The 15,867-nt window shown below is 43.9% G+C and carries 14 protein-coding genes and 5 pseudogenes; 10 read left to right on the plus strand and 9 right to left on the minus strand.

The features are described from left to right. Nucleotides 1-969: 969 nt before the first annotated feature. Nucleotides 970-1,248, minus strand: coding sequence for a helix-turn-helix transcriptional regulator (locus REG_RS05450; protein WP_006704778.1), 279 nt, complete (start codon nucleotides 1,246-1,248; stop codon nucleotides 970-972). Nucleotides 1,249-1,953: 705 nt separating this feature from the next. On the opposite strand from REG_RS05450, the pseudogene REG_RS12080 reads away from it, so the two are divergent. Both REG_RS12080 and ltrA read left to right on the plus strand, forming a co-directional pair. Next, nucleotides 1,954-2,397 (plus strand): annotated as a pseudogene (locus tag REG_RS12080) (DDE-type integrase/transposase/recombinase); the annotation flags it as partial. Between the two features lie 656 nt (nucleotides 2,398-3,053). Next, on the plus strand, nucleotides 3,054-4,538 hold the full coding sequence (ltrA, locus tag REG_RS05465) for a group II intron reverse transcriptase/maturase (protein ID WP_050749345.1): 1,485 nt from the start codon (nucleotides 3,054-3,056) through the stop codon (nucleotides 4,536-4,538). Nucleotides 4,539-5,024: 486 nt separating this feature from the next. On the opposite strand, the gene REG_RS05470 is transcribed toward ltrA, so the two are convergent. Continuing rightward, nucleotides 5,025-5,459, minus strand: coding sequence for a thioesterase domain-containing protein (locus REG_RS05470; RefSeq protein WP_006704780.1), 435 nt, complete (start codon nucleotides 5,457-5,459; stop codon nucleotides 5,025-5,027). After that, complete coding sequence (locus REG_RS14615) at nucleotides 5,434-5,571, minus strand: hypothetical protein (RefSeq protein ID WP_407078950.1); 138 nt, start codon at nucleotides 5,569-5,571, stop codon at nucleotides 5,434-5,436. Before REG_RS14615 ends, REG_RS05470 begins: the two co-directional genes overlap by 26 nt. A gap of 229 nt (nucleotides 5,572-5,800) precedes the next feature. Here REG_RS14615 and REG_RS05475 point away from each other — a divergent pair, with 229 nt between their 5' ends. The 4 genes and pseudogenes from REG_RS05475 to REG_RS12700 form a co-directional block, all read left to right on the plus strand. Then, nucleotides 5,801-7,273 (plus strand): ISL3 family transposase, encoded by a 1,473-nt coding sequence (locus REG_RS05475; RefSeq protein WP_006704781.1) that lies wholly within the window; start codon nucleotides 5,801-5,803, stop codon nucleotides 7,271-7,273. A gap of 443 nt (nucleotides 7,274-7,716) precedes the next feature. Further along, nucleotides 7,717-8,540, plus strand: a protein-coding gene (locus REG_RS12090; RefSeq protein ID WP_260200023.1) for an IS5-like element ISRein1 family transposase whose coding sequence is annotated in 2 segments (ribosomal slippage) — nucleotides 7,717-8,104 and nucleotides 8,104-8,540 — 825 coding nt in all. Because the reading frame shifts where the segments join, the coding sequence is not laid out codon by codon here. Between the two features lie 319 nt (nucleotides 8,541-8,859). Then, nucleotides 8,860-9,504, plus strand: a complete 645-nt coding sequence (locus tag REG_RS13725) for a lysozyme (RefSeq protein ID WP_006704782.1) — start codon at nucleotides 8,860-8,862, stop codon at nucleotides 9,502-9,504. Nucleotides 9,505-9,703: 199 nt separating this feature from the next. Next, nucleotides 9,704-9,964 (plus strand): annotated as a pseudogene (locus REG_RS12700) (transposase); the annotation flags it as partial. Nucleotides 9,965-9,982: 18 nt separating this feature from the next. Here the strand turns inward: REG_RS12700 and REG_RS05495 are convergent. Continuing rightward, a pseudogene (locus REG_RS05495) lies at nucleotides 9,983-10,216 on the minus strand (transposase); the annotation flags it as partial. A gap of 73 nt (nucleotides 10,217-10,289) precedes the next feature. On the opposite strand from REG_RS05495, the gene REG_RS05500 reads away from it, so the two are divergent. The 3 genes from REG_RS05500 to REG_RS14195 are packed head-to-tail and all read left to right on the plus strand — an operon-like array spanning nucleotide 10,290 to nucleotide 11,090. Beyond that, complete coding sequence (locus REG_RS05500) at nucleotides 10,290-10,643, plus strand: IS630 transposase-related protein (RefSeq protein WP_006704235.1); 354 nt, start codon at nucleotides 10,290-10,292, stop codon at nucleotides 10,641-10,643. A gap of 14 nt (nucleotides 10,644-10,657) precedes the next feature. After that, nucleotides 10,658-10,906 carry a transposase gene (locus tag REG_RS14190; RefSeq protein WP_260200036.1) on the plus strand — a complete coding sequence of 83 codons (249 nt, stop codon included), beginning with the start codon at nucleotides 10,658-10,660 and terminating at the stop codon, nucleotides 10,904-10,906. Beyond that, nucleotides 10,899-11,090, plus strand: a complete 192-nt coding sequence (locus REG_RS14195; protein ID WP_260200071.1) for a transposase — start codon at nucleotides 10,899-10,901, stop codon at nucleotides 11,088-11,090. The genes REG_RS14190 and REG_RS14195 overlap by 8 nt, the downstream gene beginning before the upstream one ends. Here the strand turns inward: REG_RS14195 and REG_RS05510 are convergent. From REG_RS05510 to REG_RS12095, 5 genes and pseudogenes are all read right to left on the minus strand, one after another. Then, entirely contained in the window at nucleotides 11,087-11,530 is a 444-nt protein-coding gene (locus tag REG_RS05510; protein WP_260200211.1) for a transposase, read from the minus strand. The two genes, REG_RS14195 and REG_RS05510, sit on opposite strands and share 4 nt — an antisense overlap. Beyond that, nucleotides 11,530-12,348, minus strand: a pseudogene (locus tag REG_RS05515) (IS110 family RNA-guided transposase); the annotation flags it as partial. The gene REG_RS05510 and the pseudogene REG_RS05515, both read right to left, overlap by 1 nt. Before the next feature lie 217 nt (nucleotides 12,349-12,565). Further along, nucleotides 12,566-13,357, minus strand: a complete 792-nt coding sequence (locus REG_RS14200) for a cation:proton antiporter domain-containing protein (protein WP_260200212.1) — start codon at nucleotides 13,355-13,357, stop codon at nucleotides 12,566-12,568. After that, nucleotides 13,299-13,838 (minus strand): cation:proton antiporter domain-containing protein, encoded by a 540-nt coding sequence (locus tag REG_RS14205; RefSeq protein WP_260200213.1) that lies wholly within the window; start codon nucleotides 13,836-13,838, stop codon nucleotides 13,299-13,301. Before REG_RS14205 ends, REG_RS14200 begins: the two co-directional genes overlap by 59 nt. Before the next feature lie 100 nt (nucleotides 13,839-13,938). After that, nucleotides 13,939-14,766 (minus strand): annotated as a pseudogene (locus tag REG_RS12095) (integrase core domain-containing protein). Nucleotides 14,767-14,971: 205 nt separating this feature from the next. On the opposite strand from REG_RS12095, the gene REG_RS12100 reads away from it, so the two are divergent. Then, a protein-coding gene (locus REG_RS12100) for an IS5-like element ISRein1 family transposase (protein ID WP_260200023.1) occupies nucleotides 14,972-15,795 on the plus strand; the annotation gives its coding sequence in 2 pieces (ribosomal slippage) (nucleotides 14,972-15,359 and nucleotides 15,359-15,795; 825 coding nt in all). The last annotated feature ends 72 nt before the right edge of the window (nucleotides 15,796-15,867 follow it).

The following is a 15,867-nucleotide window of genomic DNA, read 5'->3' on the forward strand; positions in this document are numbered from 1 at the left end:
TACTTGTCTTATTGACGAAAGAAATCATTGTGGACTATATTCATCGTGCTAGAAAATTAGTCGTATATTAATATGATGGCTCAGGTAGGATAGCCGTAAGGCTCACCGGTTTATCAACTCGGTCTTTCAAATCTGCTTGGGCTATCACCCAGGGCGGGATCCAACTCATTAATTAATCAATTTTAGATTATAAAACACACAATTTGTGTATATTAATTAAACATATGAGAAAATTTCGCCTGCGAAATGCTTAAATATTGATCTTATTGATGACAAAAAATACAAAGTGGAATCCCGCCCTGGGCTATCACCCAAGATTGATTGTAACGATAGGGATTAAAAGAGTATTTTGCATACATCGGCTATTTTTATGGTTATAAAAATGCAGCCAGCAGTCAATATAGACCCAAGATAATTATTATTTTGGGCACGCAGATAACCGGGATGGTGAGTTTCTATCTCACCCTGCACTTTCTATTGTGGGTTTGCCCTACCACTTTTCAGTTTTAGATACCATTTTCTTTTGTGTAAACCGTTTCAGCAAATTAATTGTTGCCGAATAAAGGGGTTAATGGGTTTCTCCGGTTAGTCAATTTGGGGGATGGAGTGAGCGCATCGCTTCCCTGGTGTTGCTTTATTGTTGATAGCACATCACCCCATCTCCCAAATTGACTGTGTTGGAGATATCTTTGCACTTGACGTTGGTGATTCAAGAACGACTATCGTGGATAACCCATGCCATCAACATTAAATAAAAGAGTAAGCCGGCAGCCCATAGCAGTACGTCAACAACAATGGATTCATTCATCACAATGACCTCCCATTTCAGAAATGTTAAATCTGCAATATGATTTCTTGAATAATGAATATTAAGGATTGATGTTATTTTTACACTCTCCATTATGGAGATAGATATTGTTGTTGAAATGTGTTAGGGCTCAAATGATATTGAGCCCATTATTTGATTGCTTACTTTGTTCTGTGTTCGATAGTGCATCTTGTGAGAACGAAAATAAACAAACGAATTTTGAAATACTGCCAGTAAGTTATTGATTGAATAAAATCTAACTTAACTTTGATGTCTTCTAGTGTTTGTTTTATCGTTGAATAGCTAACAGAACGTAAATGAGCAATTTCACCTTGAGATAAACCAAGACAAAACAACATTGCTGTTTCAAATTGTGCTTGTGTTAATTCAGGGAACACCTGATGAAATTCAGAGACGTTAGTTAAGTCAAAAATTCTCATATTGCGCTCTCCATTACAGGCTTACGTCCTGCCCAAACAAGGCGTTTGTCCTTGAATATCACGTTGAAGGTTTTTCGTTTGTTGAACGTAAATGAAATTTTGCAGGAAGGCGTATCGGAGTTTCTGGAGATAATCCAGTAGGTATCGATGAATTTAGAGCGAGGTTTAATGGTAGCCATAGTTTCGGCCTCTTTCGTTAGTTTTAAAACCGCACCAAACCGCTACTAAACGGGGTGGTGCGACGTAACAAGGTTGGTAGACCGGCACGAAAGAAACCGGCGAACCTTTCGGTTCCCCCGCTACGCCACACCATGATGCAGACGTAACTATGGTTTGCAACGGACATAAAAAAACCGCATTAAGCGGTAGTCCGCTTTCGTATTCAGGCTACTAAACCTTATTGCCCTTTGGGGCAACGGATGAAGTATAATGTTTTTTATTAGATTGATTTCAATGAAGATGACATGATGAGGATAGAGGGGTAAGGTAATGCAAAAAAGTAAAGTCCCAAATATCATGCATATCTTGGCAAAAAATCATGATTATTTAGAGTTGACTCGTAAAATATAAATTCTTCTTGGAAAAAGATTACCAGATGTTCATTTCAACACAATGAATCTGTTAAATACCCGTGCGCATCTTGCCTAACTTTTTTCCACGCTTGCCGTCGTTATTGATTTTTTCACCGCCTAACGTTGTTCATTTGATAGCACAGGTAAGACCGTTGATTTCTTGCTGACAGCCAAGCGTGATAAAGCAGCGGCCCTGCGTTTTTTCAAAAAAGTCATGAGTCAGCACGGTGAACCCAAAGTTGTCACCATTGATAAAAGTGGTGCTAACACAGCAGCAATGTCGGAAGTTAATTAAGCAAAATGCAAAGAAGAAGCTATTGTTGTTCGTCAGAATAATTATTTGAATAACTTGATAGAGCAAGACCATCGCGTGATTAAACGTCGAGTGCGACCGATGCTGGGGTTTAAATCATTTTGGCGAGCGCGCGTGATATTGGCAGGAATTGAACTGATGCACATGTTGAAAAAAGGGCAATACGGAGAGCATAAAAAAGTGTGGGGCAATCCTATGCAGCTAATCCAGTGCCTTTCATCGGTCTTTTCTCCGATATGCCCATTGATTTTTAGATCCGAATAACTCTCTTAGCTCACCATGAAACTGTGTTTGGAGTAGAGCAAGAGCATCTTGAGATGCATTAAAATAGTGTGTGCGACATGAAGCTGCATAACTCGTTGTTATCAAATATTTTTTTAGATAACCACCTGTATCACCAAGTGACCCTAGGATCCTGAATAAAGAAGCGGATCTGACAATGTAACAAAGCGCAATTAAAGCGTGGGATACAAATCGTGAGAGGCGTATCTTCCTGATAACCACAAATCGGGTAAGTGCTAGGGAGTCGGTAAGGTGAAAATAAGTGAATCTACGTAGGATGCGTGATCTAATAAACAGCGGAAGTGGTTTACACGCTGTAGCCAAAAGGCTCCGAGAGTAGGCAGAGGAGCGCACTATATCTTCTCGTGATCGAAAACCTCTCCGCATTAAAGTAGGCACCTAACCCGACAGTCGAGTTATACGGAACATGGTAAGCCCGTAGGGTTCCTCTGAAAGGGAAAGCAAGCCGTAAGGCGAGCCGACAACCCTGCGGGTAAAGGAGGTTGGAAAAAGCGAAAGCTGGACTGTAACGGTTCAGATAGGGATTTCAACGTTATCCCACGCGAAAGCGTCGCCCACTTCCAACTGGTCTCTCCTTGCAAGAGAGTTTTCAGAACCTTATCAATGGGGCAAAGCAAATGACAGGCACGGTTAAACGCGCTGGTGCAGCCTCAACCCCTGTGAAATGGCAAGCTATCAACTGGCCTGCTGTGAAACATCAGGTATTAAGGCTGCAAATGCGTATTGCAAAGGCGATGCGGGAAGGCCGTCACGGCAAGGTGAAAGCCCTGCAATGGCTGCTAACCCACTCACATTCCGCAAAGCTACTGGCGGTAAAGCGAGTCTCTCAGAACAAAGGCAGTAAAACGGCAGGGACAGACGACGGTATCACGTGGCGAACGGACAACCACAAATGGGCTGCTGTCGAACAACTCAGAAGGCGTGGATACCGTGCCAAACCACTGAGGCGCGTTTATATCCCCAAAAAGAACGGCAAACTACGTCCGCTGGGCATCCCTTGTATGATTGATAAAGCCCAGCAAGCGCTACATCTGCTGGCTTTAGAGCCGGTATCTGAAACAATAGCGGACAAGAATGCCTACGGGTTCCGCCCAAAACGCGGTGCCGCCGACGCCATCGAGCAATGTTTTAAAGCACTATGCAGAAAAACATCGGCGCAATGGATACTTGAAGGCGATATCAAAGCGTGTTTCGACGAAATCGGGCACTCATGGTTAATAGATAATGTCCTGATGGACAAATCGATGTTACGTCAGTGGTTGTCTGCGGGTTATATTGATAAAGGGCTGTTTTATCATACTGATGCAGGGACGCCACAAGGCGGTATTATCTCTCCAACTTTAACGTTGCTAACATTAGCGAGACTAGAGCAACGCATTAAACAAGCGGTGCCCAAAACAACTGATAAAGTGCATTTTATCTCCTATGCCGATGACTTTGTTGTCACCTGTGCATCAAGAGAAGTTCTGGAGAATACGATAAAACCGTTAATATCGATGTTCCTGAAAGAGCGTGGTTTGTCACTCTCAATAGAGAAGACGACGATTACGCACATCAGTAAAGGGTTTGACTTTTTGGGGTTCAATATTCGTAAATACAAGGAAAAACTACTAATTAAACCCAGTAAATCCAATGTGTTAACGTTTGTTCGTAACATCAAAGAACTAATCAAATCTCTCCCGAACAGGGTTACCGGTGAATTAATCAGGATCCTCAATCCCCAATTGCGGGGATGGGGAAACTATTACAAGCACAGTGTAGCCAAACAGATCTTTAACTTTGTAGACAGCGAGATATTCAAAGCATTACTCCGCTGGTCAACGCGAAGACATCCGAAGAAAGGTACTAGATGGGTAGCCAAAAAGTACTTTTTGGCGGAACACGCGTGCCGTTGGCGTTTTCAGGGTAAACGCGCCAGCAATGGTACCATTCACCAAGAATATCTCTGCCATCTGAAAGAAATCCCGATAAGGCGACATATTAAAATCAAAAGCGAAGCGACCCCTTATGACCCCAATTTTGCTCAGTATTGGCAATTACGGAAAGAGAACAAGGGTAAGAGTCGTAATACGTGGCATAGGTTACCGCAAACTGCATTGTGAGAGACATCACCGGGTAACAAATAACGCCTTTGAGAGGCTTGAGCGTAGTGCGGTGAAAGTCGCAAGCTGCGTTCTTAGAGGGCGAACATGCAGTAATGTGTGTTTTCGCTACTCGACCAGTGATTTTATCGTCAATGGGAATGATTTGGATGATTGCCCCACACTTTTTTATGCTCTCTGTGTGAATGCTGAGCAGCGGAGAATAATTTATTTCAGTCAACACTAAAGGTGACGGAGGGGGCTGGTTAATTGACTGAGTGACAGCTTGACCAAGGGATGACACATGCACATCCATCATAGACAGATGGTCGCCAGGGACAGGAATAACATGTATTTTTTCAATCGGTAAAACCTTATCCCAATTTAGTAAAGGACTACTGGACTCTATATCACCTTCCTTATTTATCGGTTTATCTTGTGCGATAAAAAGATGGATCGGGATGGGTAGTGGAAAAACTGAATAATGTGTCAGTGCTTCTTCATGTGCTAACAAACGCGCATATATTGCTGAATTTCTGTATCAGAACGATCAACAAAATACCAGGGCAATAAGCTTAATTCGCGACACTTTTTAAGCAGTGCATCGAAATTGAGCTGGTCAATCTTTTCTTTCAATTCGTTAATGCTTTCATATTTTTGTTTGGAAGGTGCTCCATCTGACAAGCCAGCCTGCTTACTGTTTGTGTTTTGTCGTCTTTCATAAAACTCTTCGCATGACGCAAGTAGACAATCGTTTAGTAATGTATGCTTTGAGCGCCATTGATGTTTTCTAAGCGTATTATGATTAGGACAAAAGGTATCAAGTAAGGCAAGAAACTCAACATACTGGAGTTGCATGGCAATTTCATAAGCCACAACACCACCCAAAGACCAACCGACGAGCCGATAAGGCCCTTCAGACTGAACAGCGAATGGGAGCAATAGACTTCGTTGTCCATTGTAAAGTATTGACTTTAATACATTGAGCTAATGACATCACGGTGGAATGCTTAAACAAATCAGTCATTGTGATATCAATTCCGGCTTGTTTCAGTAATCCGAGAAGCTTTTGTCAGTGCTAATGATAAAAGGGCTCTTCCGCAAATAATGTTGTTGCTGAACGCTGTAGCTAACTGAGATATAAATCATTTTCTGACTTTTTATCTATTGAAAATGATCATGCTCAAAAAATTACTCGCTCTCCCTCGAAAGTGGGGGATCGCCGATTATTCTTTCAGTGATCGGCGGGTTGAACTGTTGCTTCAACATCGCAAATATTCTGCGTGTTGCCCCAATGCAATATGAAAAGCCGCTGTCGTTACGGCTTTACTCACCGACGACTTCAGCATTTACCCTGTGGAGGAAAGACCCTGATACTCTGCTTTCGTCTTCAGCGATTTTGTTGCACCAACAGCAGATGTCCGCAACGAACGTTTCAGGAATCAATATCGACACTGGCACCCCGATGGCAACGAAGTTCCAGGCAATTGGTAGAAATGACAACCCGTCTGGCTTATTCATTCGGGGTTAGAGTCAGTGGAGATACACTCATACGCAGAATAATGCGACTTCCGCTCTCGGAGCCTGAGCAACTTACCCATATTGGTGTGGATGACTGGGCATGGAGGAAAGGACATCACTATGGAACGATTATTGTTGATCAGAGCACGCACCGGCCAGTCGCGTTACTTTCTGGTCGTTCTGCTACCTCTCTGGCGGAATGGCTGAAAACAAGACCGGAAATAAAAATAATTACTCGTGACAGGGCGGGCGCTTACGCTGATGTCGCCAAAACCGGTGCTTCACAGGCGATACAGATTGCTGATCGCTGGCATCTTATCCGCAATGCGGGCGATCATTTTGAACGTTTTCTGAAACGTCACTGGGTCGCTGTGAAGGAAACCTACCACGCCATAAAAACCCAGGAGCTGTCTGCTTTGCAATCAGAGCCTATCATCACGGTTTCTCCACAGCAGGAGACAGTCACCCAGCAACAACGCCGTCTCTTGTTTGAGCATATCAGCGTACTAAAAAATAAAGGCATGGCACAAACAGAAATTGCGTTAACAGCCGGTATCAGTGACAAGACGGTTCGCCGATGGCTACAGACAGGCGGCCCTCCATTATGCGGTAAACGACCTCGTCCACGTCAAGTCATTGGCTTCAATGAGCAAACCTGGCTCAGAGAACAAGGGAATAGCGGTTGTCATAATGCTGCGTTACTGTTCCGCAAACTGAAAACACGAGGCTATGTTGGGGGAAGCGCAACAGTCCGCTCCCTGGTAAGTCAGTGGCGGTATACTTCGGCAGAAGTACTCCAGTATCCGCCTATGCCAAGGCTAAAACAGGTTATGCAATGGCTGACCTCTCCTTTAAATCTTGACAAGAGCGGAGCGGCGACATGGATTAAACGATTTGTCCAGCAGTTACTGACTTTGTGCCCAGGGCTTAATGTGGGCTGCAAACTGACACAAGGTTTCATCAGTCTGTTTTCTCCCAGCACTAAGATAAAAGAACGGAGCCGATTATTACGCCAGTGGCTGCATGAGGCTACCCATTGCAAGTTGAGTGAGTACCAAAAAATGGCCAGCAGCCTTGAAATGGAGCTGGATGCCGTTGAAAATGCGCTGACTCATCGCTGGAGCAATGGTGTGGTTGAAGGGCATGTGAACCGCCTAAAAATGCTAAAACGGCAGATGTATGGCCGAGCGGGGTTTGAACTACTGAGTCGACGGGTAATGAACACGCTTTGCTGATTTACCAACATTATTTGCGGAAGAGCCCAATCTAAAGTAGCGTTGACATCCCTTAACACCAGTAAAGCTGCGGTCTCCGCAAGCGCCTTTTCTTTTCTGGCGAGTTCTTTTTCAAGTTCACGGATCCTTTGTCTGTATTCTTTGACGATTTTATCAACTTTATGATTATTTGAGGTTTTCAGCTCATGTGCCTGGAGCGAAACTGTTCGCCATTCCTTAACCTGTTCAACAAACAATCCTTTATGCCGACAGTATTCGGCCAGCTCAATTTCAGACATCACTGCGCTTTCAATGACCACCGCAAAGCGCTGCTCGGGGGACCAACCTTCGTTATTCTTTAAAAACCGCTCATCTTCACATAATAGGCCATCATTCATTAGACCTCTTCGGAAACTAGCATTCATGAGGAATTTTGGTAAAACACTCCTGAACAAGGAGCCGCCATGAAATATGAAGTAATAAAAGTACTGGAAGAGGAAAAATTTCGTCGCTTAACGGGTGTTAAACGCAGTACATTTGAAAAGATGATAAAGATATTGAATGAAGCAGATAAGAGTAAGCAAGGGAAGGGAGGTCGGAAACCCAAGCGGGGTTTAGAAGAGCGCTTATTAATGGCACTGGAGTATATACGAGAATATCGCACTTATTTTCATGTCAGCCAAAGCTATGGCGTGAGTGAGAGCACATGCTATGAAACGATTAAATGGATAGAGAATACACTAATAAAGCATCCTGATTTTGCCCTACCTGGACGCAAAGCTGTATTAAAAAGGGATAGGGAGTATGAGCTGGTTCTTATTGATGCCACAGAAACGCCGATTGAACGTCCCCAAAAAAACAAAAGCCGTTTTACTCAGGAAAAAAGAAACGACACACCTTAAAAACACAAGTGCTCGTTGATAAAAAAAGTAAAGCAGTCATCTGTACAAGCTTTACGAATGGGAGGCGCCATGATTTTAGGTTGTTTAAGGAGTCTGGTGTGCGAATACATCCTGACATCAAAACAGTTACCGATACAGGTTACCAAGGGCTTGGCAAGATTCATTCAAACTCGGCGTTGCCTAAGAAAAAGACAAAGAAAAATCCCTTAACAAAAGAAGATAAACGCAACAATCGTGCGTTATCAAGCCAGCGTGTATTAAACGAACATGTCATTGGTATGATTAAAAGATTTAAAATTGTATCAGACCGTTATCGAAACAGGCGAAAACGTTTTGGATTAAGATTTAATCTGATTGCTGCAATTTATAACATGGAAATTAGATAAATGATAGTTTCCGAAGAGGTCTATTAACTCGTTTCTCCATCTTGAAACAACCGAAGGGCTCACGTCTAGCTTCTTCGCTATTTGCCGGTGAGACCAATTATACGGAGGCTGAAGCCAGAGCAACCCTTTTTGCTTGATATTGATAGGCACAGGATTTGCGGGCATAGTGTTCTCCTTAATATTAATAGGCGACAACTATGCTGACACTGGGGGTTATTGAGTGATCTTCTTGATGATAATATGCAATAGAGAGGAAATATAATCATGATGGCGCCTTATCCGCTAAAAATAAGCGTTTTTAAATGCCAAAGGGGAATCGATGAACCTGACCTTTAGTTGGCGAACCCTGGTGGGACCGCTGTTACTTATTACCCTGATCACCCTCGCGATGACGATCCAATCTCAGTACCAGGAAAACCGGCAACTGAAACGATCTAATCAAGCACTGCGTATTGAAAGGGACGCCGCGTGGGCGCAGCTAACCCACCATGAAAAGACAGGTGGCGCCGTGACCCTGGCCGCTAGAATGATAAATCACTTTGAAGGAGTGAGATATAAGCCCTATTTTGACGGTGGTGGCGTACTTTCTGTCTGTTATGGGCACACGGGAAACGATATTGCACTCAATAAAACTTACACCCAAGCAGAATGCAACAAATGGCTTGATGAAGATTTACTGAAAGTAAAAAAACACGTTGATCCCCTTATTAAGGTAAAAATCTCTGCGCTGACTCAGGCGGCGATTTACTCTTTTGTTTATAACGTCGGCATTGGAAATTTTCGTCATTCAACGTTTTTAGAGAAGTTAAATGCCGGCGACAAAAAAGGCGCCTGTGAAGAGATGAAGAGGTGGGTTTATGCTAATGGTAAAAGATGGAAAGGGTTAATATTCCGTCGGGAAGTGGAGCGGATCCTCTGTTATGGCGACCTTATCGGTTTTGTTGCATCAGAGGTTGCAGTCTGAGCCTTAGATAGTTTCTTGTTCTGGCTTAATGAACCCTACACAAAGCCAAAAAGAACAGTTTCAGGCGACAACTATGCTGACACAGGGGGATCGTCAAAATGTTATTGAGCGATCTCCATGAATATTATTAGTTCAGCTTGTCCTCTGTAGGTGTGTTTTTACCGTTATCCTGTCGTTTTATTGACGAGCAGGTAACCCCATGTCGGCACTCCCTATATCGATGAGAAAACTAAAAGAACTACTTCGACTAAAATACCGTTGTCAACTCAGCCATCGTCAGATAGCAAAGAGTTTATCTATCTCACCCTCAGTGGTGTCTCGTTACCTCAATCAATCTGCCCAACTTGGTATCACCGATTATCCGCTGGCGCCGGAGTGGAATGAGTCAAATTTACAGGCCGCTTTCAGACAAACCCCGATAAAAAAGAAAGAAAGCTCGCTGCCTGACTGGACACTCATTTGTCAGATACCGTCTTGCTTACATTTTGGCAAGGGCTATTTTTGCGTCAAAAGGAATGCCTGATTTCAACACACCATACGCCAATTGGAGCAATTTTCGCATTGCTGCACAGACACCGACTTTTCCCCCTTTATTCCGTTTTACCAATCGTTCCCATTGAGATTTTATTATTGGATTGTGAGTGATTGAGGTAAGGGCAGGCATGTATAGCGCTTTTCTGAGTTCTGTACACCCGACTTTTGAGAGGCGGCTTCGCCCTTTATGGCTTAGGTGTTATAAATTGACGTACAATATCGAAATGATTTATTGACCTATAAATACCAAAATGACTTATCCCTTAAAATTTCGTCAACATGTATTGGCTTTCAAAAAGAAAGAAGCCCTCACTTATGCTGAAACCGCCGACCGTTTTGGTGTAGGAAGTGCCAGTTTGATGCGATGGGCGAAACGCCTGGAGCCTTGTTTGACGCGTAATAAACCCGCTACCAAAATAAACAGAGCGGCGTTGATTCTGGATGTGGAAACCTACCCTGACGCGTCTCAGCACGAGCGGGCGCAACGGATGGGTGTGAGTGCCAGGGGTATCTGTGATGCCTTAAAGCGGGCGGGTTTTAGCTATAAAAAAAACATTTTATCCCCCCAAAGCCGACGTCCAAGCTCGAAAAGATTTTCAGACTAAGCTCCAGGGCTAACGTGGATGAAAGCGGTTTTGCTCATGATATGCCGCGTCTTTATGGTTATTCAGTGAAAGGGAAGCGCTGTTACGGCCAACACGATTGCCATGCCAAAGCACGTACTAATGTCATTGGTGCACAGCTTAACGGAAAATTAACTACGGTTTGTACCTTCGACTGCCATATCAACAGCGATATTTTTTATGCCTGGGTCACCCAAAGATTTACTGCCAAAATCCCCTCCAGGGGCAGTCCTTGTGATGGATAATGTGCGCTTCCATAAACGCCAAGACATCCAGGCTGCTATACAGAAAGCTGGCTTTATTCTCGAATATCTCCCCACGTATTCTCCTGACATGAATCCCATTGAGCACAAATGGGCTCAAGCTAAAGCCCTTCGCAGAAAGCGACTATGTGATATCGATACCTTGTTTTCTGACCCTTTATTTTAAATCAATTTATACCGCATAAGCCATATGTCACCAACAAACGCCAGTAAAGTAGCACTTAATATTTCACCAATCCCGGGGATACTTTCCAATAACTGTTTGTTCTTTTTTAGCTCAGACGTCTCATTGATATGATTTTTAATCTTCTGTTTTATCTTGATTATTTGTTTTTCTAATGCGCTAATACTTTCTGTCAGAGAAGGTTTGACTATTTCATCAGCAACCATTTTTCGATTACATTCCATCCGTTTCATTTCTTCTAAATGATTCAGACGGCGCACTAGAGCCGTAAGCTGGCGTTCACTCAACGGAGCAGGGAACCAAAGTTTTGGCGTATGGAGCGCACAATAACGCGATATCATCTTTGCATCCCCTTGGTTCGTTTTATTCCGATTCTTGCCAGCAACGCCGCGGCGCGGGCACCATGGATAAATAGCATTCACAGATAGGTATCCCCGCGTTTGCTTATCCCCAGTAACCGGATTTTTCCACCCGTTCGGGTCTGTTTCGGTACTAGGCCTACATAGGCAGCGAACTCACACCCTGATTTAAAGGCGGAGACCTCACCCATCGTGGCCATGGCCGCGGTAGCAATAATCGGCTCCACACCGGGGATTTCTAGCAACCTTTTACAGGTTTCATTCTGTTTCGCCATAGCTAACAGCTGTTTTTCAATACCCTCGATCTGAGCATCCAGGTCACCTGGTCGCTGGTGTTGTTCTTCCAGCATGGTCATAAGGTATGGAGTCAGTCGTGCCTTCAGGTGCTCCAGCGCCCATGGCAGAGATTTATCCAGTGAAGCCCGACCCTTACTTATTGTTTCGCCGAATTCCAGCAACATGCCATGCAGAGCATTAATCTGGGCGGTTCTAAATTTTACTAATTGGCGGCGTATTCTGTGCAGTGCCAGTACTGCCTGCTGTTCTTCGGTTTTTACTGCAATTGCCTCGCCGGGTTGTTGCACTGCGAGCCATATAGCACGGGCATCCATCACATCATTCTTGTTACCTATCAGAAAGACTTTTACAAAACGAGCCTGAAGCAGGCGAACTTTATGCCCCTGCTTTTCCAGTTCATGGGCTCAGTGCTGGGAACCACCACACGCTTCCATCCCTATCAGGCAGGGCGCCCGGTTACTGAAAAACGCTAAAAAGGCCTGGCGACGGAGCGGCTTGTCAACTACCTCACCATTGTGCTCGTCGATAAAGTGGAGCTGAATCACATGTTTTGCGATATCTACGCCAACCGGTGTATATTTCATTTTGTGGATCCTCCAGTTTCTGAGAGCACTGTGCATCCCGTATGGGCACAATGATGCCGAAAATCTGTGAGGAGCCACACCTCACTTTTCAGTCTCGAGCCCTTGGTTAAGTGGTTGGGATGCGTTCATATAAACGCCCTGGGAACAGTCACTATTAGCAATATCCCTTCAGCATTGAGCCTTGTCCCCAGCAAACTGCCCACGCGGCCATAACCCACTAATACAGCCTGGTTGCATAAGTTAAGGGAAATCTGTTTTTTTTTTCTTCAACGGTCTCTTCTAAAATTTGGTCTTTCGTTGTTTCCGTATTACGCAAATAGCGCTCAAATAGACTAAAGAGTAGTGGATTGAGCATAATGGAAAGGATCGAACTGGCCAGTACCAGATTTCGACCATATTCAGACAATAAACCGAGAGAGCCCCCTAATCCTGCTAAAATAAATGCGAACTCACCAATTTGCGCTAAACTCGCCGAAATCGTTAGGGCTGTGCGTTTTGAGTGACCAAATAAACGAACAAGTATAAATGCTACAATTGATTTTCCAAATACGATAATACTCAACGCAGCAATAATCGCTAAGGGTTCACGCACTAAGATTACCGGGTCAAGTAGCATGCCAACCGAGACAAAAAATAATACGGCGAAGGCATCACGTAGCGGTAAGGTGTCCTGAGCGGCTCGGTGGCTAAGTTCAGATTCATTCAATACCATACCAGCAAAGAAGGCACCCAACGCGAAGGAGACATCAAACAGGCCTACTGCGCCATAGGCAATGCCTAGCGCAAGCACCAACACAGCCAGTGGTGAACAGTTCACGTGAGCCGGTGCACGCAGTTTTTTAGCCAAGATCCAAGGAACCAGGCGGCGGCCAACAACTATCATTAATGTGATAAAAGCGATGACCTTACCGATGGTAATAGCCAATTCGGTAAGTAATTGCTGGGTACTGCTATTTTCGTTCCCTAAGACACCTGAAAAAGCAGGCAGTAGTACTAACGTTAGCACCATAACCAAAATCTTCTACGATTAACCAACCAATAGCTATTTGCCCACGTTGGCTATCAATCAGTTGCCGTTCTTCCAAAGCGCGTAATAAGACTACTGTGCTGGCCGTCGATAAACATAAGCCGAATACCAGCCCGGTCACATGATCCCAACCTAATAAATGCGACAGACCGATCCCCAACAGGGTAGCGACAATAATTTGAGCGATGGCGCCGGGAATGGCGATAGATTTTACTGCCAGGAGATCGTTAAGAGAAAAATGGAGCCCAACGCCAAACATTAACAAAATCACACCAATATCTGCCAGTTCTGGCGCTAACGAGAGATCAGCAATGAAACCTGGCGTGAAAGGTCCAACCAAGACCCCTGCGGTAAGGTACCCTACCAGGGGTGAAATGCGCAGGCGATGAGCCAGTGTTCCTAAGAAAAAGGCGACCACCAGGCCGCCAACTATCGTGGTGATTAATGGGGTTGAGTTGTGCATCCAGATTCCTCTGCCTTGTCATGACCAGGTACCGAAAGTGTCTCCAGCTAGATAGGTCACATAAGCTTTGATATGAAGTGAAGTTGTCAGGTTGTGTGATTCATAGACATCGTTTCACTTTTTGAAGAGCAAGATCGAGCTTGTAATTTTGCTCCTGAATGCGTTCCTGTTCTGGACAGTAATTAGCAATAACCTCGTCTGAGAACGGAGTCTGATCAGAGAGTTCAAAATAGCGCTCCATCGGCGTTTTTCCGTTATGGGCGCTATGAGAACGTTGTCAGTTATAATAATGCTGCCATTCTGCTAACAGGTCATCCAAGTTGCTGGCTGTAAGATCCACCGTGGCGTAGAACTCTGCTTTGTCTGTTTTTTGGGAACGCTCAACTTTGCCATTAAGGTGCGGGGATGCCGGTTTGTTCGGACGGAATTTAATCCCATATTTTTTTAGTTTTTCCTGTGCTTTAATGGCAAAAAATTCTCTTCCCCTATCAGTTTGAATACGTTGTATTGGGAAAGGCATTTCCTCTACAACGCAATCTATAAAATCCAGCGGGTTTACCGCAGTACGACGGTGATAAAGCCTTAAAACTCTGTAACGAGTACAGTCATCAATGGCCGTGTACTAGTATAAACCAGAACCGATTTCGTAGGTACCCACCTGGAACCCCATCACCTAGAACAGGACGTTCATCGCGAATGAAGTCAGCTTTACGTCGAAATTTCACGACAGGTTTAACTTGATTTGTAGTAGCTCAAACTTAACCCACCCTCCCCCGCTCCTGATATCTACGCCACCATTTGCGTAATGTGGTGGGGCGCGAAATTCCGCAACGACGTCATAGTAGCATTTATACTTGTCTACCCCCGCATCACCTAATGTCTCATAGTGTTCTATCCACTGCAGTCGTTGCGGAATTTCTCTGTTCATAACGATTATTATAGTGAAACGATGTCCATGAATCACACAGATAATGTCGTGATTTGATCACCTCGCCATTGTTCGACCCTACCTGTGAGAGGGATGAGGCGTTAACGCCTCGCCCTACTCGATATGTGAATATTACATTAGACCTCTTCGGAAACTAGCATTCATATAAGAATTTTGGTAAAACACTCCTGAACAAGGAGCCGCCATGAAATATGAAGTAATAAAAGTACTGGAAGAGGAAAAATTTCGTCGCTTAACGGGTGTTAAACGCAGTACATTTGAAAAGATGATAAAGATATTGAATGAAGCAGATAAGAGTAAGCAAGGGAAGGGAGGTCGGAAACCCAAGCGGGGTTTAGAAGAGCGCTTATTAATGGCACTGGAGTATATACGAGAATATCGCACTTATTTTCATGTCAGCCAAAGCTATGGCGTGAGTGAGAGCACATGCTATGAAACGATTAAATGGATAGAGAATACGCTAATAAAGCATCCTGATTTTGCCCTACCTGGACGCAAAGCTGTATTAAAAAGGGATAGGGAGTATGAGCTGGTTCTTATTGATGCCACAGAAACGCCGATTGAACGTCCCCAAAAAAACAAAAGCCGTTTTACTCAGGAAAAAAGAAACGACACACCTTAAAAACACAAGTGCTCGTTGATAAAAAAAGTAAAGCAGTCATCTGTACAAGCTTTACGAATGGGAGGCGCCATGATTTTAGGTTGTTTAAGGAGTCTGGTGTGCGAATACATCCTGACATCAAAACAGTTACCGATACAGGTTACCAAGGGCTTGGCAAGATTCATTCAAACTCGGCGTTGCCTAAGAAAAAGACAAAGAAAAATCCCTTAACAAAAGAAGATAAACGCAACAATCGTGCGTTATCAAGCCAGCGTGTATTAAACGAACATGTCATTGGTATGATTAAAAGATTTAAAATTGTATCAGACCGTTATCGAAACAGGCGAAAACGTTTTGGATTAAGATTTAATCTGATTGCTGCAATTTATAATATGGAAATTAGATAAATGATAGTTTCCGAAGAGGTCTATTGTCTGTACTTGTAAAAAAGTTAACCCAGCTTCCGCTAATAAGCGACT

The organism is Candidatus Regiella insecticola LSR1, assembly GCF_000143625.1.
Lineage (GTDB): Bacteria > Pseudomonadota > Gammaproteobacteria > Enterobacterales > Enterobacteriaceae > Regiella > Regiella insecticola.

Bases quoted from the DNA above. Each gene is read 5' to 3' on its own strand.
- REG_RS05450 (WP_006704778.1), bottom strand. From the start codon at position 1,248: ATGAGAATTTTTGACTTAACTAACGTCTCTGAATTTCATCAGGTGTTC.
- ltrA (WP_050749345.1), top strand. From the start codon at position 3,054: ATGACAGGCACGGTTAAACGCGCTGGTGCAGCCTCAACCCCTGTGAAA.
- REG_RS13725 (WP_006704782.1), top strand. From the start codon at position 8,860: ATGAACCTGACCTTTAGTTGGCGAACCCTGGTGGGACCGCTGTTACTT.
- REG_RS05500 (WP_006704235.1), top strand. From the start codon at position 10,290: ATGACTTATCCCTTAAAATTTCGTCAACATGTATTGGCTTTCAAAAAG.
- REG_RS14195 (WP_260200071.1), top strand. From the start codon at position 10,899: ATGGATAATGTGCGCTTCCATAAACGCCAAGACATCCAGGCTGCTATA.
- REG_RS14200 (WP_260200212.1), bottom strand. From the start codon at position 13,357: ATGGTGCTAACGTTAGTACTACTGCCTGCTTTTTCAGGTGTCTTAGGG.
- REG_RS14205 (WP_260200213.1), bottom strand. From the start codon at position 13,838: ATGCACAACTCAACCCCATTAATCACCACGATAGTTGGCGGCCTGGTG.